Source organism: Acinetobacter sp. YH12068_T, assembly GCF_024606005.1.
In the GTDB taxonomy this organism is placed as follows: domain Bacteria; phylum Pseudomonadota; class Gammaproteobacteria; order Pseudomonadales; family Moraxellaceae; genus Acinetobacter; species Acinetobacter amyesii.
On the sequence record NZ_CP094555.1, the window covers coordinates 1,479,262 to 1,499,784 of the forward strand.

A 20,523-nucleotide genomic window follows, 5' to 3' on the forward strand; every position below is an offset into this window, starting at 1 on the left:
CGAGTAGATCACCTCTAATACTTTTTATTGCTGTGAAATATGCTTTGCCGTGCGACTATTTTTAAATTTCTTCTTCTAAAAGTTGTTCGCTCAATTACCACGAAAACTTGTGATGTCTTCAAATTGGAACTGCTAGCGAGGTTATTTGTCGTAAATCAAATACAGTTAATATCCATAACTGCAACACAGTCAAAATTCTAAAGCAGTAAGATAAAACTAGAATGCTCTTGCAGATTGTTCGGCTCATGAAAAATGCTGAGGCGGAGTTTCAAAATTTAGATCTGTAGAAAAGTTGGTGGCGACACCAAGATGATGCCAAAGAGTTGTAAAAGCTTGATAACTATAAGGAGTATCTAAACAATGATTTTAGTGACTGGTGGTTTAGGCTTTATAGGCTCACATATAGCCTTGAGTTTAATGGCTCAAGGTCAAGAAGTCATTATTGTGGATAATTTATCCAATGCAAATTTACAAACACTTGAACGACTAGAATTTATTTCAGGCATGTATGTGCCTTTTGTCAAACTCGATATTCGCAATACTCCCGCACTCAATAAAGTATTTGAACAATATACCGTCGATGCTGTCATTCATACGGCAGGCTTTAAGTCATTGGAAGAATCCGTCCTTAAACCACTTGAATATTATAATGATAATGTCAGTTGTATCATGAGTTTGCTGCGTGCCATGCAGCGAACAGGTGTACGAACACTGATCCATCTATCAAGTTTAGCGGTATATGGTCAGTCGTCGGCAGAATTAACAGAAGACACAGAAATCAATTTTACCTATCCAAATCCCTATGTGAAATCTCAACAGATGGTGGAAGAAATTATACGGGATACTGCACGTACGGATAATGAGTGGAAAATTGCGATTTTGCGTTTAGGAAACGTCGCAGGTGCTTTCGAGCATGCAGTTTTAGGTGAGTTTGTAGCGCCATTGCCAAAAAATATCGTACCACTAGCGATGCAAGTCGGGGCTTTACAACGAGACTTTATTGAACTTCGCAAACAAGCCAAAACTGAAGATGGTACTGTGGAAAGGAGTTTCTTGCATGTACTCGACTGCTGTAAGGCGGTGTGGCAATGTTTGCAATGGTTGTCGCAGCAACAATTTACTTGCGAGGCCTTTAATATTTCAGGTGAATTGGTTTCGATACAGCAACTGTTGGATACGCTTTCAGAAGTGACACAGGCGGAGATTAAGACGGTCGAATCTAGTTTTTATCCAAGCCATGAATATGACCAGCTTGGGGCAAGTACACAGAAAGCGAAAAGTACTTTTGATTGGCAGCCTGAACAAGATTTAAAGAAAATGCTAGAAGATGAATGGCGTTTCTATCAACAAACATTAAGAGGTAATTAACTCGTCTTGTATTGGAAAAAAAACATCATTGAATATGATTTTCTTTATAAAATCACGATAAAGATTATCTAATAAACCACTTATAATTGATAATGGTTATTATTTACAAATCTAGGCAAGTTACCTAAACTGTATTTATCAGCAGAGTTTAATTCTGCATAGACGTTCAAGTTTTATAGATAAGGATATGAGGTCATTTATGCAAACACGTATTGAACATGACACAATGGGCGATGTTGAAGTACCTAGCGATGCGATGTGGGGTGCACAAACACAGCGTAGTTTGCAAAACTTTAAAATTGGTGGTGAACGTTTACCACGTCCAATGATTCGTGCAATGGGTCTCGTTAAAAAATCAGCAGCGATTACTAACGCAGCATTGGGTCAAATCCCTCAGGAACTTTCTGGTTATATCGTCAATGCAGCCGAAGAAGTGATCTCAGGGCAGTGGGATGCACAATTCCCACTGGTAGTTTGGCAAACGGGTTCTGGTACGCAAAGTAACATGAACTGTAATGAGGTAATTGCCAATATTGCCAATCAAAAACTAGGCAATCCATTGGGTTCACAAAAGCCTGTGCATCCCAATGATCATGTCAATCGTGCTCAATCGACCAACGATTCATTCCCAACTGCAATCCATGTGGCTGCAAGCCTACAAATCAATGAGCTTTTAATTCCTGCTGTAACGAAACTGCGTAATACTTTAGAAGCGAAATCTAAAGAATTTAAAGATATTGTTAAAATTGGCCGTACACATTTACAGGACGCAACGCCTTTAACATTAGGCCAAGAGTTTAGCGGCTATGTTTCACAGCTCGATCATGGTTTGAAGCGTTTAAATCAAGCTTTAGAAGGACTGTATGAATTACCACTAGGTGGTACAGCGGTCGGCACAGGTCTGAATGCACATCCTGAATATGCTGTAAAAGCAGCAGCAGAACTTGCGAAACAAACGGGTCTGCCATTTGTAACTGCACCCAACAAATTTGAAGCACTTGCAGGACGTGATGCTGCTGTATTTGCATCGGGGGCGTTAAAAACACTTGCTGTAAGTTTAAATAAAATCGCCAATGACGTGCGCTGGTTAGCCAGTGGCCCACGCTGTGGTTTTGGTGAGCTACGCATTCCAGAAAATGAACCAGGTTCAAGCATCATGCCAGGTAAGGTTAATCCAACTCAAAGTGAAGCTATGACGATGGTGGTTGCTCAAGTACTTGGAAATGACACAACCATTAATGTTGCTGGGGCATCGGGTAACTTTGAATTAAACGTGTTTATGCCGGTTATTGCCTTTAACTTATTGCAATCTATTCAACTCCTCGGTGATGCATGTAATAGCTTTAATGACCACTGTGCAGTAGGCATTGAGCCAAACCGTGAAAAAATCGATCATTTCTTACATGATTCATTAATGTTAGTTACGGCACTCAATCCTGTAATTGGTTATGAAAATGCTGCGAAAGTTGCTAAAACTGCATATAAAGAAGGTAAAACTCTAAAGCAAGTTGCGGTAGAACTCGGTTTAGTCACTGCAGAGCAATTTGATGAAGTGGTTCGTCCTGAGCAAATGGTTTCACCCAATACCAAATAAATTGTTTTGAGATCATTCATCTAGAGTGTTTGAAAATAAAAAGAGGGGCTGATTCATATTCAGCCTCTCTTTTTATTGGATATATGATTGAATTATTTTTCAACTAGTTATTGCCTAACACAGATTCTTTGGATTCATATTCATCTTGAAATGTATGTATAGAAACCAGACGATTTATTAAAAATAGGGGAACGAATAAAATGAAGAAAGGCCTGATGATGAAGCGAGTAATTCATTGGATTGGGCTTTGAATTCATTGGCACACTTGTTAAAATGCCTTTCTTTTTCTGTTTTCGTTGCTATTTGACATTTGTTTGAATAAATATTTGCAAGACAGTGTTTTATTTAAGGATTTCCCCCAATGCTCACCATCTATTTGACAGATGTCCAAAAGAACGTTCAATTTAAAGACTATCCGGGCGAGCATCCTGTTAAATTTGTTTTGAATTTTAAAAAGATTTTCCCAAGTGTTATGGAGCTTTTGCTACCAGTTTTGCCTGAGAATGAAAATCTAGAAGAAATGAGCTGGGAATCTACTACTACTGATTTTGAAAAATTCAAATTACTACTCAGTGGTTGGGGCGTAATCGAACTGCGTTTGAATGCTATTGCGCAATATAAAGACCGTGCTTATGCAGATAACTTGGTAAAAAAAGCTCAGCAAAAGCGCAAAGAATATAAAAAAGCACAGTCAAAATTACAAACTGTTGAACTGGATTATCTATTCATGCACGAAGTTCATGGTTTAATTGATGCTGAGTTGGTCGAGCTAGGTGAAAAATTCTATCTACCGACTTTACGTGAGCTTTGGAAAAACCAAGTATCAGCGAATGTATTAGAAGCAAAATTCTAAACTGTACAAAGTTTTAGTCGAAAAATCCTCCGCTTAGGAGGATTTTTTATATGTACAGCAGAACTTCAGATTTACTTCGACAAGTGACTGTTTCATAGTGACCGATCTAGCAAGTAGAGCATTCAAAACATTTGGAAAGTCGCGATACTTATCATTCCAAATGTTTCTGACTCATCTGCACATTATATTCTAAAGGATCATTTTATATGTCAAATCAGTTTATTGACCTGATAAGCAAACGTCGTACTATTTATGCTATTGGGGACAATGTAAGCCAAAGCACAGAATATTTAACTGATTTGATCCAAACAGCGATTAAACAAAGCCCGTCTTCATTTAATTCACAATCTTCTCGTGCTGTTATTTTATTTAATGGTGAAAGCGAAAAATTTTGGGGCTTAGTCGCTGACAAATTAAAATCTTATGCAAAAGATGAAGAAAGTGCTGCGAAGACGACGGCGAAAATGGCAAGTTTTGCAGCAGGTTTAGGTACGGTTTTGTTCTTTGAAGATTTGGATGTGGTCAGTGGTCTACAAGCACAATTTCCGTCTTATGCAGAAAACTTTCCGATTTGGGCAGAGCATTCAACTGCCATTGCCCAATTTGCGACTTGGACTGCGTTACACACCGAAGGTTTAGGCGCATCACTACAGCATTACAACCCAATTGTGGATGAACAAGTGCATGCGGAATGGGACATTCCTGCGCATTGGAAACTTCGTGCTCAATTGGTTTTTGGTTCAGTGGAAGGTGAAGCGAAAGAAAAAGGTTATATGGATGATGCTGCTCGTTTTAAAGTCTTCCAATAATTGCAGCGTATAGCACTCAATTTTGATAAAAAAGGAACGAAAAATAAGTTCCTCTTTTTATAGCAGTTTTTATTGAAATAGATAGGGTTGGACAAGATTTTCATCCGTGAAAACCTTGTCCAGATTAGCCCATTGAGGACTGAGCTAAACGGGTGGCTAGAACCAGCTTTCTTGCATGTTGAGGCAAGTATCATCAAGTTCTAGCAATAACTTGGCTTGATGTTCTATTTCAGGTAACTCCCAGCGGATAAAATATTGCGCGGCTTGTAATTTACCAGCTAAGTATTGTTGATCTTCAGCTAAATCTGAATGTTCAAATTTCACAAGGGCTTGATTGGCCATTTCAAGCCATAGCCATGAAATGATGACTTTGCCCATTATGTCTAGATACAACGCAGAATTTCCCAGTGCCTGATCGACACGACCTTGGGCGAGGACTTGTCCCAAACTTTGTGTGGTTTTCTTCACCGTGTTTAAATGCGCTGAAAAAATTGCTGCAAGCGCTTCCGTTTTTGGATCTTGAGCTTGATCAATTGTATTTTGCATACGTTGTAATAACAGCATCAAACCTTTGCTGTTGTGCTGCCAAAGCTTACGACCCAACAAATCCAAAGACTGAATGCCAAATGTGCCTTCATGGATCGGATTTAAGCGGTTGTCGCGATAACATTGTTCAAGCGGATACTCACGGGTATAGCCCGCACCACCTAAAACTTGAATGGCTAAATCATTGGCTTTGGGTCCATAGGCAGAAGGGAATGATTTGACGACAGGGATAATTAAATCTAATAACAGCGCACTGTCTTCGTTGTTAGCGGCTTGATGTTCATCAATTAAACGTGCAGCAAATAGGCATAATGCAAGTGCGCCTTCCACATAGGATTTTTGCGCCAAAAGCATCCGTTTAACATCTGTATGTTGAATAATATTGACAGGTTTTGCGGCAGGATTTTTATCTGAAACTAAGCGGCCTTGTGGACGATTCTTTGCATATTCGAGCGATTCTAAATAGCCACGGTATCCAATCATGGCTGCACCTAAGCCGACTCCGACTCGCGCTTCATTCATCATCTTAAACATATATTTAAGACCAGCACCTGCTTCACCAATCAGATAGCCTGTACATTGGTCTTTTTCACCAAAGCTCAGCACAGTCGATGTTGTACCTCGGTAGCCCATTTTATGTAATAAGCCGGCCAGTTGAACGTCATTGGCGCCTGCAAGTGAACCATCGCTTAGAGTTTTATACTTCGGAACAATAAACAGCGATATACCTTTCACGCCCTGAGGTGCATCTTGGATGCGAGCAAGGACCAAATGCACGATATTTTCAGTGATGTCTTGGTCACCCCCTGAAATAAACATCTTTTGGCCTTTGATGAGGTAGGTACCATCGGCTTGCGGTATAGCTTTTGTGGTCAAATCACCTAAAGATGAACCCACATCAGGTTCAGTCATGGCCATCGTTCCTGCAAAGCGACCACTGAACATATGCGGTACAAACCTATCTTTTTGTTCAGTCGTACCGAAAGCTTGAATCACATTTGCAGCCGCAGCGGTTAGAAATGAATAAGCCACTGATGAAGGATTTGCTGACATGAAATAAGCATTTGCAGCCATGTTGATCAAAGTCGGAAGTTGCATACCGCCTGCATCATAATCATGCTGCGCACAAAGCAAGCCGGCATCTGCAAATTGCTTCCATGCCGTTTTGACTTCTGCAATGGTTTTAACCTGTTGACCATCAAACGTAGGTTCGTTTTGATCGGCTGTTGCGTTATGAGGTGCAAAAAAGTCTTGAGCAATACCTTGTGCAGTTTCTAGGATGCTTTTGAAGGTTTCAGCATCATGCTCAGCAAAACGTGGGTAATGCGTTAAGTCTTGCGCTTTAAACACGTCAAATAGCAAAAAATTTAAATCTTTGTCATTGATTAACTGCGCCATTGATCAATCTCTAATCGGGTCGAATTTTATGGCTTAAGCCTAGCAGTTGATTTTTAGATATAGAATTGTCAATAATGACACTTAATAAGTCAAAAATGACATTTTGATAATTTGAAATTTAAATGAAGAAAATCATAATTTTAGCATTTGATGGTGCTTTGGCTTCTGCGATTACAGGGGTTGTTGATCTATTTGCAATGGCGGGAGTCAGTTGGAACCGGATTCAAAAACAAAATGTGCAGCGGCTATTTCAGGTCAAAATTTCCTCACAACATGGTCAAGCAGTGCAATGTATCAATGGCATCAAGCTTTATGCAGATTTAGCATTTTCTGAAATAACAGATGCAGATATCATCATTGTTCCAACGATAGGCGCGCCGATCTTAGATGTTTTAGCGCAAAATTCAGCACTAATCGAGTTATTAAAAACTCGGCAATTGCAGAGCGGACTGATCGCAGGAAATTGTACGGGTAATTTTTTTCTGGCAGAAGCAGGGCTTTTAGATGGTAAGCAGGCAACGACGCATTGGGGCTTTCAGCAAATGTTTCGTGAACGCTATCCTTTGGTCAAACTGAATGCAGATCAGCTCATTAGCCATGATCAAAATATTTACTGTGCTGGAGGTGGCTTAGCATGGTTTGATTTGGGACTGCACCTAATCGAACGTTTTTATGGTTTTGAAACGGCAATCCACACGGCAAAATCATTTGTATTGGATTATCGTCGTGATAGTCAGTTGTCCTATTCATTATTGAAAATATCTAAACCTCATCAGGATGGTTTGGTACAAAAAGTTCAAGATTGGTTGGAACAGCATTATCATGAACATATTGTCTTAGATGATCTTGCGGCGCAGTTTAATGTGACAACGAGGACATTGATTCGACATTTTAAAACGGCTTTGGATATTCCACCCAATCAATATTTACAATCGATACGGATTGAAGCTGCACGAAAGCGTTTAGAAGAAACGGGACATGCTTTAGATCTAATTATGCGAGATGTTGGCTATAGTGACCCAAGCTCATTTCGACGGTTATTTCAAAAAAAAACGGGGCTGAGCCCCTTAGAATATCGTCGACGTTTCAGCCGACGATTTGATGTTTAGTTATAGTTTAAGCCGTTCGAACGGTATAACGACCATGTAAAATGTAGTAAGCACCAATACATGCAAAGGCAGCAAATGCGCTATACAAATACAATTGTGAGTAACCAATATGGTCGAGCAATTTACCGATAAAGTATGGTCCAAAGCCTAAGCCTGCATCCAAAAATATAAAGAAAGTCGAAGTGGCAAAGCCCATACGTTCAAGCGGTGCACTTTTCACGGCAACTGTTTGGCAGACCGACTGAATATTGCCATAACCGAGTCCAAGTAAGCCGGCACAAAGTAAAAGCATCCATGAACTCTGTGTGATGCTGAGCAGTACCAGTGCTACACCCATAATCACAAAAGCAGGGTAGATCACAATATTTTCACCTTTACGATCCATCAACGGGCCAGTAAATGGGCGAGAAATTAAAATCGCAACGGCATACATCAAAAAGAAAAACGAGGCTGTTTCAACCAAATCGATTTCTTTGGCATAAAAGTTAATGAAAGACAAAACGCCTGAATAGCAGATTGAAGCGAAAAGCATGATGAATGATATCGGTAATGCTTTAGGCTCTACAAATTGAGCAATCCAACTTGGTTTTTTGACGGCTTCAACAGTATCGAGGGGTTTATTGATTTTGGGTAAATCGGGCACTTGAATCAGTAAGGCAACCAATAGGCAGCTCAATGCGATAATCGTAGAAACGATAAAAATCGCGTGATAACCAATGTGTAACATCATCCAAATTGCAAGAAATGGCCCAATAGCTGTACCTAACGTACTACTCATGCTGTAGTAGCCAATGCCTTCACCGCGACGTGTCGCTGGTAAGATTTGGGCAATTAAGGTACCCAGCACTGTTGATGCAATACCCATCATAAAGCCATGCATAAAGCGTATGAAAAGTAACATGCCGACGCCAAACTGAATGAAGTAAAAACCAGAAAAGACTAAAAAGCCAATTAAACCAACGATCAGTGTTGTTTTACGACCAAAACGTTCTAGGAACTTACCCACCAATAAACGCCCGACCAATGTGCCGACAATGAACAAGCCTGAAACTAAACCTGCTTGGGCTGTAGTCGCACCCAATTCAGCCACCGCATAGCCCACGATCACCACAACCAAGAGATAAAAGGTTAAAACCAATTGGAAGTTAATGGCGCTGACTAAAATAAAATTTCGAGTCCAAAGTGGTGCTTTATCTTGCATGATCATCACCTACAGTGCTTTGTTCAAGTTCTTGCATGACACGGTGTAAAATTTGAATGGAGTGTTGGATATCTTGGCTTGCTAATCGCGCGATCAGGCGCTGCTCAAAGGCATCTATGTCTTTTGCACATTGCTGAAATAACTCACGTCCAGTCTCGCTGAGCATCATTTTCTTTTGACGTTTATCGTCCGTTTGCACATGACTCAAAATATCCATCTGTGCAAGAATTTTGACTCGCTTTGTGATGGATGGCTTGGATACGTTTAAATATTCAGCCATTTCAATAGATGTACAAGCAGTTTTTTCACGGATGACAAACATGACTTGCCAAAGTGAATAGTTCAAATGATAGGGCAATAAAATCGTGTTGATTTCATCACTCATCAGACGCGCACAGCGCAGAAGTGAAGAGCGGAAACCTAATGTGGAATTCATGATAGTTAACTAGGGTAACTAAATTATCGCAACTTTACGCCTAATTTATTTTCAATTCAAGTGAACAACTCAAAGCATAAAAATCAGGTATAAAAAAAACCTGTGTGCGCACAGGTTTTCTTGCATAACATTTCATTTAAAGCTTATCGTTCAATGCATATCGATGAATTGATACCTTAAACAATACGTGTTTATTCTACAGAAGCTTCTGCAGCTGCAATTGCTGCATCTTCCGCTGAGCTGTCTGCATTTTCTGAAATTTCTACACTTTCACCATCTGCATAAGCAAGTTCTTCACCTTCTGATTCAGCTTGCTCTAAATAAGCCGCAAGTTGTTCATCTGTTAATTCTTCAGGTTCACCTTCAGACATCATTGCTTGTTCTTGTAATTGCGCTTGTTCTAAATTGCTCATCATACTTTGCATATTGAACATCAATGGGATCATGACCAATAAATAAACAATCATCAGGATTAGATACAATGACCCAATAACTTTCTCTGTTTGTTCCGTTGGACGTTTTATGCCATATTTATTTTCACCTTCGGTGCCTTTTGCAGCCATCACATAAATGCTAAAGATGGTTCCGACCAGTGGGATGAGAAAAATTAAACAGAGCCAACCGCTTTTATTTAGATCATGTAAACGACGAATCGTAATGCAGATCATTGCGACAAACATTGCAATAATGGAAACGACAATCAGAGCGATCGCACTGAGTCCTAAAAATGAATTAAAAAGTGCATCAATACTACGTTCTGCTGAATTGAAAAATGCAAAAAGACCCAGCGCGACGCTGATGCCCAATAGGCAGGTATAAATCATACTAATGATAAATAACCACGCTAAATAGGACAGGCGGCCAAAACGTCCTTCAGGAGACAGTGGATGATCGGCTTTTTGAATTTGAGGCTGAATATTTTGATCTTGTTGAAACGGATTCAATTCGTTTGAAGTAAGTTCAGTCATTATTATTCCAATTTTAATTATCTAATTTATTTTCTATGCCCAAAAGAGCAGCATTATTGTATAGCGAAGTAAAAAAAGGTCAAATATTAGACATGGCTAAGTCATCAAATATTCCTTAGCCATGCTGCACTGTGGTCTGTTATTTATGTAATTTACGATACTCTTTAGGGCGCATTGGACGACTGGCTTTCCACAAACCTTTCTTTTGTTTACGTGCTTTACTTTGTAAATTCATCATATAGTGCAAATGCTTTTGGTCACGGATGTATTCTTCGTACACCCACGCAGCACCACGTTTTACCATTTCTTCATTCATGCATTTACGATAGCGATAAATAACCCCAACGCAGCGGCCATAACGGTCTACATCAGTGATTTTTACGCGGACAAATTTCTTATAAACCATGGATTTGATCAGGCGGGCTGACTCTTTACCGTAGGCTTGTGTCGATTCTGGCGCGTCCACATAAGCAAAGCGAAGTTTGGTTTTAGAACGTCTTAAATTCATCCGATAGCAGGTGAGGGTATCGCCATCACTAATATCGGATACACGGCAGAGGTAAGATTTTCCTTTCTTAAAAGGCTGGAAAAAATCCTTTAAGAAAATGGTGACTTTATAGAGAACATAGACAGTGATCAGGCACAGTACTGCACCTAACGCCATGAGCCAATTCGCGGAGAGATTTGAAAGCATACACAATGATATGAACGAGCTCATATCGCATAAAAACAGGAATTTAGATTTTATAAGAACTCATGATTTATGGCTGTCGAATAAACCGACGGTCAGTTAAAAATACCTTAAATAATCAGCATTTGATCTATAAATATACAGCAAGTTTCATCACGCAGAATTCAATCTAAATCCATGTAAATAGCCTAAGCAAGCTGATATATCATCATAAAATAGCCTAAGCAAAAATTTTAGAAATTTGGCTTCGCAAAAAAACATGCCGTGAATTTAATTCCAAATCATTATGCCAATACATACCTAATTTAATTTTCGGCAAGTCTACAGGTACATCAAAAATATTCAGTTCGGGAGCAACCTGTAAATGCGTCAAAATATTTTGCGGAATCGTTAATATTGCCTTGGGTTGCTGTGCCAAAATTTGTAGCGCAGTAGAGTAATGCTGACAGCGTAAAAAAATCTCTCTAGAGTGTTTTTTACGATTTAAATAAATATCCTCGACTAATACACCTGCACGTCGGGAAGAAACCCCAATGTGAGGAGCAGAAAGATAAATAGACTCATCCATCTTAGGGTGTTGACTACAAATCACGAATTGGTCTTCAACCAAGGTTTGAAAATTGATCTTTTCACCAAAGTTTTGCTCAAGGTCAATCGCAAAATCGATTTGCTGTGCAGCAAGATCAGCCACAATGGTTTTGCGATCTAATTTGATACTGGAAAATTGGATCTGAAACTGTTGCTGTTGAAAGTGTTCAACTAACTTGGGAAAAATGATCGGTTCAATTTCATCATGTACCGCAATTTTTAAGCTCTGCACCATCGACGGAGTAAATTGTTGTTTTTGGATAGAAATACTTTGAATCGCAATAAGCGCATTTTTAATTACAGGATAAATCTGCTCGGCAAATGGGGTCGGAAGCATTTTTGCCCCAGCACGTACAAATAAGTCATCTTGTAAATGTTGTCTTAAACGTTGAAGTGCATGACTCGCTGCAGACTGAGTAATACACAATATTTGCGCAGCTTTTGAAATACTTTTTTGTTCATAAATTGCGATATAAAGTGGATATAAATTGATATCCATACGGTGGAAAACACCCATATCGATGACGGTGTTTTTATGAATACTATTCATGTTCATCTATTGAATTAAATCATTTTGTTCATATTAGATTTCAGGTTATGGTGTTGTAAAGCGTAAAGAACATAATATTTAAAGGATGTTGTCATGTTTGAACTTTCAGCACGTGCACAAGATTATATTGAAAGAACAAAAAAATTTATTAAAGATGAAATTGAGCCTGTAGAAACTGAGTTTTGGGCAGAAGTTCATGAGTTGAACCAAGGTGGCGATTGGACCAAGTGGCAATGGCCGGCACAGTTAGAGGTCTTAAAAGATAAAGCCAAAGCTGCGGGCTTATGGAATATGTTCTTACCTTGTTCTGAACTTGGGCAAGGCTTATCTGTACAAGAATATGCACACATCGCAGAACTTTCAGGCCGTAGCTTACTTGCACCTACGGTATTCAATTGCAATGCACCTGACAGCGGCAATATGGAAGTGATTTGGCGTTATGGTACCGAAGAACAAAAGCAGCAATGGTTAACACCATTACTAGACGGCAAAATCCGTTCGGTATTTTGTATGACAGAACCTGCTGTTGCTTCAAGTGATGCCACCAATATGGAAGCTACGGCTGTCGTTGAAGGCGACGAAATTGTATTGAATGGCCGTAAGTGGTGGTCTTCAGGTTTAGGTGATCCTAATGCCAAAATCATTATTTTTATGGCGCATACACCAGATGAAAGCAAAGACCGTCATCATCAGCATTCTATGGTTTTAGTACCTGTTGAAACTGCTGGAGTCAAAATCGAACGTATGTTACCTGTGTTTGGCGACTATGATGCGCCACATGGACATGGTGAAATTAGCTTCACAAATGTTCGTGTTCCTGTTGCAAACTTTATTGGCGGCGCAGGTCAAGGTTTTGAAATTGCACAAGGTCGTTTAGGCCCAGGCCGTATTCATCATTGTATGCGTTGTATTGGTGCTGCCGAAAAATCGCTAGAACTGATGATTGACCGCGGTATGAGCCGCACTGCGTTTGGTAAAGAAATTCTAAAACTCGGTGGCAATTTAGAACGCGTAGCAGAAGCGCGTGTTGCAATCGATCAAGCACGTTTACTGACCCTTTATGCAGCATATAAAATGGATACTCTAGGGAATATGGCTGCATTAACCGAGATTTCTGCAATTAAAGTGGTCGCGCCGAGTGTCTTAGAAAAAGTTGTTGATATGGCGATTCAAATTCACGGCGGTGCTGGAGTTTCTCGAGATACACCGCTCACAGGTTTCTTTGCGCAAGCACGTTCACTGCGTCTAGCTGATGGCCCTGATGAAGTGCATAAAGGTATGATTGCTAAATTAGAATTGGCAAAGCGCGGTTACAGCAGCCGCCGTAAAAAATAAACAAGTTGTAGTCACATATTTGGCATGGCAACCCCGAGTTGTCCATGCTATAAAACTATAGAAAATTATATTTTTATCATCATGATAGATTCAAGTTTAGGAAGAAAAGCATGTCAGTGATCGATGTAGGCGGTTCAGTTCGTGAGGGTGAAGAACTGGATGTACGTGCTGTAGGCAATTGGTTGATTGAACATGGCGTAGAAATAGAAGGGCCTGTAGAAGTCACTCAATATTCAGGTGGCGCATCAAATTGGACTTATCGCTTAAAATACGACAATGCTGATTTAATTTTACGTCGTCCTCCAAAAGGCACCAAAGCCAAGTCTGCACATGATATGGCACGTGAATATAATGTACAGAAGGCATTATCTGAATTTTATCCTGTACTCCCTGAGATGGTGGCGCTATGTCAGGACGAATCAGTGATTGGCTGTGATTTCTACGTAATGAAGCGCGTAGAAGGCATCATTCCACGTGCAAACTTACCCAAAGAAATTAATTTTGATGAAACTCAAGTTCGAGCGTTATGTACCAACGTCATCGACAAGTTAATTGAACTGCATCAAGTGCCTTATGAAGGCACCGCTTTAGAAAAAATAGGCAAGGGCGACGGATACTGTCGTCGTCAAGTGGAAGGTTGGGACGCACGCTTTGAAAAAGCCAAAACATTAAATGTTCCTTCTTTTAAATATGTCCGTAATTGGCTCAAAGACAATATTCCTGCTGACTCTAAAACCTGTGTAATTCATAATGATTGGCGTTTTGATAACGTGATTTTAGATCCAAATGATCCTACCCAAGTGATTGGCGTATTGGATTGGGAAATGGCAACGCTTGGTGATCCATTGATGGACTTAGGTTCGGCTTTGGCGTATTGGGTTGAAAGTGGCGATAACGCAATTTTTAAAGCCACACGCCGTCAGCCGACCAACTTGAAAGGCATGTTTAGCCGTAAAGAAGTTGTTGAATATTACTTAGAAAAAACTGGTCTACAAACAGACAACTGGACATTTTATGAAGTGTTCGGCATTTTCCGTTTAGCAGTAATTGCACAGCAAATTTATTACCGCTACTACCATAAACAAACCAATAATCCGGCATTTAAAGATTTTTGGATTGTGATCCATGCTTTACATATTCGTGCATTAAAACTTATTGGTTTGCAAAAACTTGAAGCCAATGACGTGGCACAAAAATATATTGAAAAAATGAAGGATATTTTAGGGAAATGACCACGATATATTTAATTCGGCACGGTCAGGCTTCTTTTGGTGCCGAAAGCTATGACAAGCTTTCTCCCAACGGTGAGCTACAGGCTAAGGTGCTGGGACAGTATTTCGACCGTATTTTAAAAGAAAGTCCTTATGTGGTTGCGGGCTCAATGCAACGTCATCAACAAACAGCCAATCTTGCATTGGCTGAATGCTTTCCAGAAGCACAAGTTGATACAGATAACGCGTGGAATGAATTTAATCATCAGCAAGTTTTTGCTCAATATGAACCTCGATTTAACCAGCCGCATTTATTAAAAGAAGATGTATCTAAGCATGAAAACCCGCGTGCTTATTTATCCAAAATTTTTGAAGGTGCCATTGAACGTTGGACAGGCGGAGAATTTCATCATGAATACGATGAATCTTGGCCACATTTTAAAAATCGAGTCGAAACAGCGCTAGAAAAGTTATGCACTCAACTGGCTGAAACCAAACCACGTTATGCCGTTGTTTTTAGTTCAGGTGGAGTGATCTCGGTTGCCGTAGGTAAAATATTAGGGCTGAGTCCTGAAAAAACATTTGCACTTAATTGGGCCATTGCCAATACCAGTATGACAACACTGCGTTTGGTTGGAAATGAACCGCAATTACTCAGTTTAAATGAACACCATTTTATAAAAGCAGTTGATCCAAATTTATTGACTTGGATCTAAGATAAACAAAGGAATTATCATGGCTAAAACAATTTTAATTACAGGTGCAAGCTCAGGGATTGGTGCAGGAATGGCACGCGAGTTTGCACAAAAAGGCTACAACTTAGCCATTTGTGCACGTCGTTTAGAGCGTCTAGAAACGCTAAAAAATGAACTGGAAAGCCAATATGGCATCAAAGTGATTGCGAAAACCCTCGATGTCACAAATTACGATCAAGTGTTTGAAGTGTTCCGTGCCTTTAAAGCAGATTTTGGCAGTATTGACCGTGTTATTGTCAACGCAGGTGTTGGTGAAGGCCGTCGTATTGGTAAAGGTAATTTTGAAATTAACCGTGCGACAGTTGAAACCAACTTTATCTCTGCTTTGGCGCAATGCGAAGCTGCAGTTGAAATTTTCCGTAGCCAAAATGCAGGGCATTTGGTGGTGATTTCTTCGATGAGTGCTATGCGCGGTATGCCTAAACATTTAACGGCTTATGGTGCAAGTAAAGCAGGTGTTGCAGCTTTAGCTGAAGGTATTCGGGCAGAGCTGATTGATACCCCAATTAAAGTGACGACTATTTTCCCTGGTTATATTCGTACAGAGATCAATGAAGGTGCGAAAAAACTGCCATTTGAAGTCGATGAAAAAACTGGTTCACATCTTTTAGCAAAAGCCATTGAGAAAGCACCGGTTAAAGCCTATGTACCACAATGGCCGTGGTTGCCTTTAGGTCTTGCGATGAAAGTATTGCCATTGAAGATCGTGAATAAATTGGGTTAAACCTTTATTCAATAATAAAGCTCCAATTTTGGGGCTTTTTTATTCTCAAGTGATATTCGTCATCCTCTGTAGGTTAAAAAGGAATACATCAAACCTGTGATGAAAAGACAGTAAAAGTAGCCGATTTTGCAAAGAAAAAATGGAGTAAATACTCAGATTATTTATAAATAAGATATTGAAAATAAATAAAATGTTGAATATTTGAACAGACGATGATTTGTTCTCAAAATAGCGATTTCCTTTTTTTTAATTTGCTTTAATGTACAACTGTTCATTAATTTTTAGGTTTGTACTATGTCTATGTCTTCCGATATGACAGATCAACAGCGAATTAACAAAGTCAGAACTGTCGTAACGAAAGCTGGTGAAGACTTACGTCAGCAATATCCCATTTTAAAACATCAAAACTTTATAGGCGCAGCCATCCTTATTTTTGCGCTACTAGGAATGTTGGGTTCAGCTTGGGCGTTTGCTGTTGGCATTTTACCGGCATGGGCTTGTGTGATTTTGGTGGCGATGTTTGCTTCACTGACACATGAATTAGAACATGACCTGATTCATTATATGTACTTTAAAAAGACGCCGTGGGCTCACCATCTCATGTTGGCCTTGGTGTGGTTAGCACGTCCGAATACTATTAGTCCTTGGGCACGTCGTCGTTTGCATCTCAACCACCATAAATATTCAGGTTCAGAATACGATTTGGAAGAACGGGGCATTAGTAATGGCATGCCGTGGGGTTTACGTCGTATATTGGTCATTAGCGATCAATTGATGACGGTTTATTTGCGCCCATTTCAAATGTTCAAGATGATTAGGACATTCATTGAAAAACAACCTGAAAAAGAACGTAAAACGGCATTGTTCTCTCAATTGACTGGATTTTTCCCCTTAAGTTTTGTTTATTACGGCATTTGGTATGTATTTGTCATTTATCATGTAGTGAATGGTATTGCTCCAATGTTAGGGCAAAGTATTAGTTGGTCAGTCAATTTAGTAAAGTTAATTCCAACGATTAATTTTCTAGCTGTGGTTTGGATTATTCCGAACTTTATACGTTCTTTCTGCTTACAATTTATCAGCTCAAATATGCATTATTATGGTGATATTGACCCACGCGATGTCATTAAACAAACTCAGGTGTTAAATCCGTGGTGGTTGTTCCCAATGCAATTATTTTGCTTTAACTTTGGTTCGACCCATGCCATCCACCATTTTGTGGTAAAAGAGCCGTTTTATATTCGTCATCTAACCGCAAAAACTGCACACCAAGTCATGCGTGAGGTTGGTGTACGTTTCAATGATTTTGGAACCTTTAAACGCATAAATCGCTGGAATTAAATCAGTACTAGCTTCAAAAAAAGCCCTCAATTGAGGGCTTTTTTATGATCTAAACTTTTATAAATTACTTGTGTGCAAAAAAATGCTTGAGCGCATCTTGCAAGGCAACTTGCCATACCGCGTAGGAATGTCCGCCGATATATGATTGGTAATGCACATCATGACCTTTATTTTTTAAATCGGCTGCAACAATAGGTGAAGTCTCTAAAATACTCAGTTCATTATTATTTCGAGAACTTTCATAACTATTGGCAGTAATAAACCAATGCTGTTTAGGTTGCGAGGTTTTATCACGAATGATTTTACTCATGCCATTAGGGAGGTCTGTCGGCGCATTTTGCCACCAAAATGATCCAGATAACGGTACGACATGACTAATTTGATTTGGATTTTCTAAGGCTAAATAAGCTGAACTTAAACCGCCAAGACTTGACCCGAGTAATACCGTTTTTTTCGAATCGACTTTTGCAGGTGCATTTTTTTGAATCCAAGGTATCAGTTCATCACTAAAAAATGCTGAAAATTTTGCATTGGGTGTTAATTCTTTAGGTCGTTCCTGATCGTTCGGTGGAGAAACAAATATGGCTTGAATTGGCGGTAACTGACCTTGTTCAACTAAAATGTCTAATGCCTTTGGAACATTCAGCAACTCGTTATATTGGTGACCATCAAAAAATATAGCAGTGATATAGCTTTGATTTTTCTTAGCTTTAGATTGGTAAATTTGGATTTTACGTGAGTTATTCAAAATTTTGCTGTCTAGAACAAACTCTTGTAATTGGGGCGGGTTCACATTTGGATATTGTTTTGGATCAATAAAAGGCGGGGCATCTTTAAGCGCCACTAAATTTTCATTACGCAAGCCTGATGTGTCATCACTTGCGAGATAAGTCTTTTTATTGAAAGGATCAATCCGTTGTACCTGTATCACAGCACGACGCTGCATTCTTGATTCTTTAAGTTTTGGATTCAGATGCGGACAATAATTTGACAGATAGCCTTCTAAGTTCGGTAAATCGACAGCAAAGCTATAACTGCCAATATAACGATGATCAATAATCGATTCTTTAAACCAAATATCGGTATTTGGTAGGCGTGTTAACCATTCATGGTCATTACTTGGGCCACCAATAAGGCGAACATTATGCTGCGCACCTTTCCATAAGAAAACTATGCGGCTATGTTGTTCATCATAGTTTTCAATGATTGGTGTACCTATAAGCTCTACACGCTTCCAAAAATCTTCACGAATTTGAGCATGTTGTTTTGGATTTTGATTTAACTGATGTTGTAGGTTTAATAATATTTGGCTTTGCGCTTTGACATCTTCACATGCAGCAGCATAAGGGAAATGTTTTTTTTCTGTTGTATCGGTTAAAGCGGGTAAGTTTTGAGTTTGGGCAAAAGCAGAAGAAACAGCAAAGCTCATAGAACAAGCCAAAAAAGTAGGGAAAGTTTTTTCATTGAAATAATAAAATAGGTAGAATGAAATTAGATAAATGATAATCATTATTAATATAAAAAACTAGCAATATGCCGCAGAATGGTGCTTTTAAAAAAAGAAAATGTAGAAAAATAACAATAGAGTCAATGCTTTGTTTTTTAAAATAATTAAAATAATGCAGTCGACAAGCTCTCAATCATTGCTAAATATTATGCTACTCAAAGTATCAACACTGCTGCTGTTACCTGCATTATTGATCCAAGGTTACCGTGTGAAAAAAAATACACCACGTTTAGCAGAACCGATGGGAGAACGTTGTGGGATGAGTGGTCAGGGTAATCGACCATTATCGGTATTAATACTAGGTGATTCAGCAGCAGCAGGTGTCGGCGTCGAGCATCAGTCGGATGCGCTATTGGGACAATTGCTTAAAATTTTATCGCCTGATTATCAAGTTCACTTTTGCCTTGAAGCCACAACGGGGCATAACAGCCAGCAAATCATCAATGCTTTGGACAATGTCACTACGCAGAACTTTGATGTCGTGATCAGCTCTGTTGGTGTCAATGATGTCACAGCTTTAAAACAGCCAGACCAATGGTTGAAGCTCCAGCAGCGTTTATATCAAGCTGTCGAGGAAAAGTTTCATCCACAGCTATTGATCATTTCAGGTGTGCCACCAATGAATGAGTTTCCAGCTTTACCGTTTCCATTGTCATGGTTGTTTGGACAATATTCTCAAAAGATGAATGCGCTGTTAAAAAATTTTATTAAAACAAAGCCTAATACGAGGCTAATTGAATACGATTTACAAGAATATCGTGAAAAAAATTTACAAATGGCCAAAGACGGCTTTCACCCGAGTAAAGAAATTTATCAATTATGGGCTGAAAAAATAGCGAAACAAATCACTGAACAATTTTCATAGATAATATATGATTCAATCACTTGGTGAAGTTGCATCTATATGAGTAAAGATATTTCAGACGTGAATCCGCAAATCGAAACGCATCCTTTAGTGCCATTTTTGCCATCAAATGGGAAACTCTTGATGCTAGGGAGTTTTCCTCCACCCAAAACACGCTGGAAGATGGATTTTTATTATCCAAATTTCCAAAATGACATGTGGAAAATCTTTGGGCTATGTTTTTTTCAGGATAAAAATCATTTTCTCAATGTAGATAGCAAGACTTTTAAAGAAAAGCTCATTCGAGATTTTTTAAATGAAATAGGCATAGGCATTTTTGATACGGCCTATCAAGTGATTCGTTTGAAAGGCAATGCGTCAGACAAGTTTTTACAGATTCATCAGCCAACCGATATTGCGAAGCTTCTTACGCAGATGCCTAATTGCCATAGTATTATGACGACAGGAGACAAAGCGACTGATACTTTAATGCTCTCTATGCCAGAAAATACGGAAAAACCACACATTGGGCATGCTGTTCATACCGAATTTGCAGGCAGAGATTTGACTTTATACCGTATGCCATCATCATCTAGAGCTTATCCACTAGCACTGGAAAAAAAAGCCGAAGCCTATCAAAGCTTATTTAAAGATATAGGCTTGCTTTAGGGAAGTTTGCGTTATTGTGAGATACC

General features: G+C 39.2%; 19 protein-coding genes. 12 read left to right on the plus strand and 7 right to left on the minus strand.

All coding sequences use genetic code 11. The features are described 5' to 3' along the window. Positions 1–360: 360 nt before the first annotated feature. The 4 genes from MST18_RS07225 (at position 361) to MST18_RS07240 (ending at position 4,624) form a co-directional block, all read left to right on the plus strand. Complete coding sequence (locus tag MST18_RS07225) at positions 361–1,368, plus strand: SDR family NAD(P)-dependent oxidoreductase (RefSeq protein WP_180023610.1); 1,008 nt, start codon at positions 361–363, stop codon at positions 1,366–1,368. A gap of 199 nt (positions 1,369–1,567) precedes the next feature. Further along, positions 1,568–2,962, plus strand: a complete 1,395-nt coding sequence (fumC, locus tag MST18_RS07230; protein WP_180110934.1) for a class II fumarate hydratase — start codon at positions 1,568–1,570, stop codon at positions 2,960–2,962. 361 nt (positions 2,963–3,323) lie between these two features. Further along, the gene (locus MST18_RS07235) at positions 3,324–3,815 is read left to right on the plus strand and encodes a hypothetical protein (RefSeq protein WP_078193829.1); all 492 of its coding nucleotides are present in this window, start codon (positions 3,324–3,326) and stop codon (positions 3,813–3,815) included. Positions 3,816–4,021: 206 nt separating this feature from the next. Beyond that, the gene (locus MST18_RS07240; protein WP_180133419.1) at positions 4,022–4,624 is read left to right on the plus strand and encodes a nitroreductase family protein; all 603 of its coding nucleotides are present in this window, start codon (positions 4,022–4,024) and stop codon (positions 4,622–4,624) included. A gap of 156 nt (positions 4,625–4,780) precedes the next feature. Here MST18_RS07240 and MST18_RS07245 read toward each other — a convergent pair whose 3' ends face one another. Continuing rightward, positions 4,781–6,568: an acyl-CoA dehydrogenase gene (locus tag MST18_RS07245; RefSeq protein WP_180133418.1), complete on the minus strand. Its 1,788-nt coding sequence runs from the start codon at positions 6,566–6,568 to the stop codon at positions 4,781–4,783. A 122-nt stretch (positions 6,569–6,690) separates the two neighbouring features. On the opposite strand from MST18_RS07245, the gene MST18_RS07250 reads away from it, so the two are divergent. Beyond that, entirely contained in the window at positions 6,691–7,677 is a 987-nt protein-coding gene (locus tag MST18_RS07250) for a GlxA family transcriptional regulator (protein WP_180133417.1), read from the plus strand. 7 nt (positions 7,678–7,684) lie between these two features. Here the strand turns inward: MST18_RS07250 and MST18_RS07255 are convergent, their stop codons facing one another. From MST18_RS07255 to MST18_RS07275, 5 genes are all read right to left on the minus strand, one after another. Then, positions 7,685–8,884, minus strand: coding sequence for an MFS transporter (locus MST18_RS07255; RefSeq protein ID WP_180133416.1), 1,200 nt, complete (start codon positions 8,882–8,884; stop codon positions 7,685–7,687). Then, positions 8,868–9,314: a MarR family winged helix-turn-helix transcriptional regulator gene (locus MST18_RS07260; RefSeq protein WP_180133415.1), complete on the minus strand. Its 447-nt coding sequence runs from the start codon at positions 9,312–9,314 to the stop codon at positions 8,868–8,870. Before MST18_RS07260 ends, MST18_RS07255 begins: the two co-directional genes overlap by 17 nt. Positions 9,315–9,505: 191 nt before the next feature. Further along, the gene (locus MST18_RS07265; RefSeq protein ID WP_180133414.1) at positions 9,506–10,282 is read right to left on the minus strand and encodes a DUF805 domain-containing protein; all 777 of its coding nucleotides are present in this window, start codon (positions 10,280–10,282) and stop codon (positions 9,506–9,508) included. A gap of 139 nt (positions 10,283–10,421) precedes the next feature. Further along, positions 10,422–10,976 (minus strand): thermonuclease family protein, encoded by a 555-nt coding sequence (locus MST18_RS07270; RefSeq protein ID WP_078193824.1) that lies wholly within the window; start codon positions 10,974–10,976, stop codon positions 10,422–10,424. Positions 10,977–11,193: 217 nt separating this feature from the next. After that, positions 11,194–12,111 carry a LysR family transcriptional regulator gene (locus tag MST18_RS07275; RefSeq protein ID WP_180133413.1) on the minus strand — a complete coding sequence of 306 codons (918 nt, stop codon included), beginning with the start codon at positions 12,109–12,111 and terminating at the stop codon, positions 11,194–11,196. Between the two features lie 93 nt (positions 12,112–12,204). On the opposite strand from MST18_RS07275, the gene MST18_RS07280 reads away from it, so the two are divergent. From MST18_RS07280 to MST18_RS07300, 5 genes are all read left to right on the plus strand, one after another. Then, positions 12,205–13,446: an acyl-CoA dehydrogenase family protein gene (locus tag MST18_RS07280; protein WP_111884349.1), complete on the plus strand. Its 1,242-nt coding sequence runs from the start codon at positions 12,205–12,207 to the stop codon at positions 13,444–13,446. 110 nt (positions 13,447–13,556) lie between these two features. Further along, entirely contained in the window at positions 13,557–14,678 is a 1,122-nt protein-coding gene (locus MST18_RS07285) for a phosphotransferase family protein (RefSeq protein ID WP_180133412.1), read from the plus strand. Next, a complete protein-coding gene (locus MST18_RS07290) occupies positions 14,675–15,373 on the plus strand; it encodes a histidine phosphatase family protein (RefSeq protein ID WP_111884351.1) in 699 nt (232 codons plus the stop codon). The genes MST18_RS07285 and MST18_RS07290 overlap by 4 nt, the downstream gene beginning before the upstream one ends. Before the next feature lie 19 nt (positions 15,374–15,392). Then, entirely contained in the window at positions 15,393–16,136 is a 744-nt protein-coding gene (locus MST18_RS07295) for an SDR family oxidoreductase (protein WP_078193819.1), read from the plus strand. 294 nt (positions 16,137–16,430) lie between these two features. Beyond that, complete coding sequence (locus tag MST18_RS07300; RefSeq protein WP_180107127.1) at positions 16,431–17,477, plus strand: fatty acid desaturase; 1,047 nt, start codon at positions 16,431–16,433, stop codon at positions 17,475–17,477. A gap of 64 nt (positions 17,478–17,541) precedes the next feature. On the opposite strand, the gene MST18_RS07305 is transcribed toward MST18_RS07300, so the two are convergent. Next, positions 17,542–18,906, minus strand: a complete 1,365-nt coding sequence (locus MST18_RS07305; protein WP_180133411.1) for an alpha/beta hydrolase-fold protein — start codon at positions 18,904–18,906, stop codon at positions 17,542–17,544. A 226-nt stretch (positions 18,907–19,132) separates the two neighbouring features. Here MST18_RS07305 and MST18_RS07310 point away from each other — a divergent pair, with 226 nt between their 5' ends. After that, a complete protein-coding gene (locus tag MST18_RS07310; protein WP_180133410.1) occupies positions 19,133–19,849 on the plus strand; it encodes an SGNH/GDSL hydrolase family protein in 717 nt (238 codons plus the stop codon). Positions 19,850–19,888: 39 nt separating this feature from the next. Continuing rightward, entirely contained in the window at positions 19,889–20,497 is a 609-nt protein-coding gene (locus MST18_RS07315; RefSeq protein ID WP_180133409.1) for a uracil-DNA glycosylase family protein, read from the plus strand. The last annotated feature ends 26 nt before the right edge of the window (positions 20,498–20,523 follow it).

What these genes read in the sequence shown, in the direction of transcription:
- fumC (WP_180110934.1), top strand. Translation starts at nt 1,568, where the DNA reads ATGCAAACACGTATTGAACATGACACAATGGGCGATGTTGAAGTACCT.
- MST18_RS07235 (WP_078193829.1), top strand. Translation starts at nt 3,324, where the DNA reads ATGCTCACCATCTATTTGACAGATGTCCAAAAGAACGTTCAATTTAAA.
- MST18_RS07260 (WP_180133415.1), bottom strand. Translation starts at nt 9,314, where the DNA reads ATGAATTCCACATTAGGTTTCCGCTCTTCACTTCTGCGCTGTGCGCGT.
- MST18_RS07270 (WP_078193824.1), bottom strand. Translation starts at nt 10,976, where the DNA reads ATGCTTTCAAATCTCTCCGCGAATTGGCTCATGGCGTTAGGTGCAGTA.
- MST18_RS07290 (WP_111884351.1), top strand. Translation starts at nt 14,675, where the DNA reads ATGACCACGATATATTTAATTCGGCACGGTCAGGCTTCTTTTGGTGCC.
- MST18_RS07315 (WP_180133409.1), top strand. Translation starts at nt 19,889, where the DNA reads ATGAGTAAAGATATTTCAGACGTGAATCCGCAAATCGAAACGCATCCT.
- MST18_RS07300 (WP_180107127.1), top strand. Translation starts at nt 16,431, where the DNA reads ATGTCTATGTCTTCCGATATGACAGATCAACAGCGAATTAACAAAGTC.
- MST18_RS07275 (WP_180133413.1), bottom strand. Translation starts at nt 12,111, where the DNA reads ATGAATAGTATTCATAAAAACACCGTCATCGATATGGGTGTTTTCCAC.
- MST18_RS07295 (WP_078193819.1), top strand. Translation starts at nt 15,393, where the DNA reads ATGGCTAAAACAATTTTAATTACAGGTGCAAGCTCAGGGATTGGTGCA.
- MST18_RS07280 (WP_111884349.1), top strand. Translation starts at nt 12,205, where the DNA reads ATGTTTGAACTTTCAGCACGTGCACAAGATTATATTGAAAGAACAAAA.
- MST18_RS07225 (WP_180023610.1), top strand. Translation starts at nt 361, where the DNA reads ATGATTTTAGTGACTGGTGGTTTAGGCTTTATAGGCTCACATATAGCC.
- MST18_RS07265 (WP_180133414.1), bottom strand. Translation starts at nt 10,282, where the DNA reads ATGACTGAACTTACTTCAAACGAATTGAATCCGTTTCAACAAGATCAA.
- MST18_RS07245 (WP_180133418.1), bottom strand. Translation starts at nt 6,568, where the DNA reads ATGGCGCAGTTAATCAATGACAAAGATTTAAATTTTTTGCTATTTGAC.
- MST18_RS07310 (WP_180133410.1), top strand. Translation starts at nt 19,133, where the DNA reads ATGCTACTCAAAGTATCAACACTGCTGCTGTTACCTGCATTATTGATC.
- MST18_RS07285 (WP_180133412.1), top strand. Translation starts at nt 13,557, where the DNA reads ATGTCAGTGATCGATGTAGGCGGTTCAGTTCGTGAGGGTGAAGAACTG.
- MST18_RS07240 (WP_180133419.1), top strand. Translation starts at nt 4,022, where the DNA reads ATGTCAAATCAGTTTATTGACCTGATAAGCAAACGTCGTACTATTTAT.
- MST18_RS07255 (WP_180133416.1), bottom strand. Translation starts at nt 8,884, where the DNA reads ATGATCATGCAAGATAAAGCACCACTTTGGACTCGAAATTTTATTTTA.
- MST18_RS07250 (WP_180133417.1), top strand. Translation starts at nt 6,691, where the DNA reads ATGAAGAAAATCATAATTTTAGCATTTGATGGTGCTTTGGCTTCTGCG.
- MST18_RS07305 (WP_180133411.1), bottom strand. Translation starts at nt 18,906, where the DNA reads ATGAGCTTTGCTGTTTCTTCTGCTTTTGCCCAAACTCAAAACTTACCC.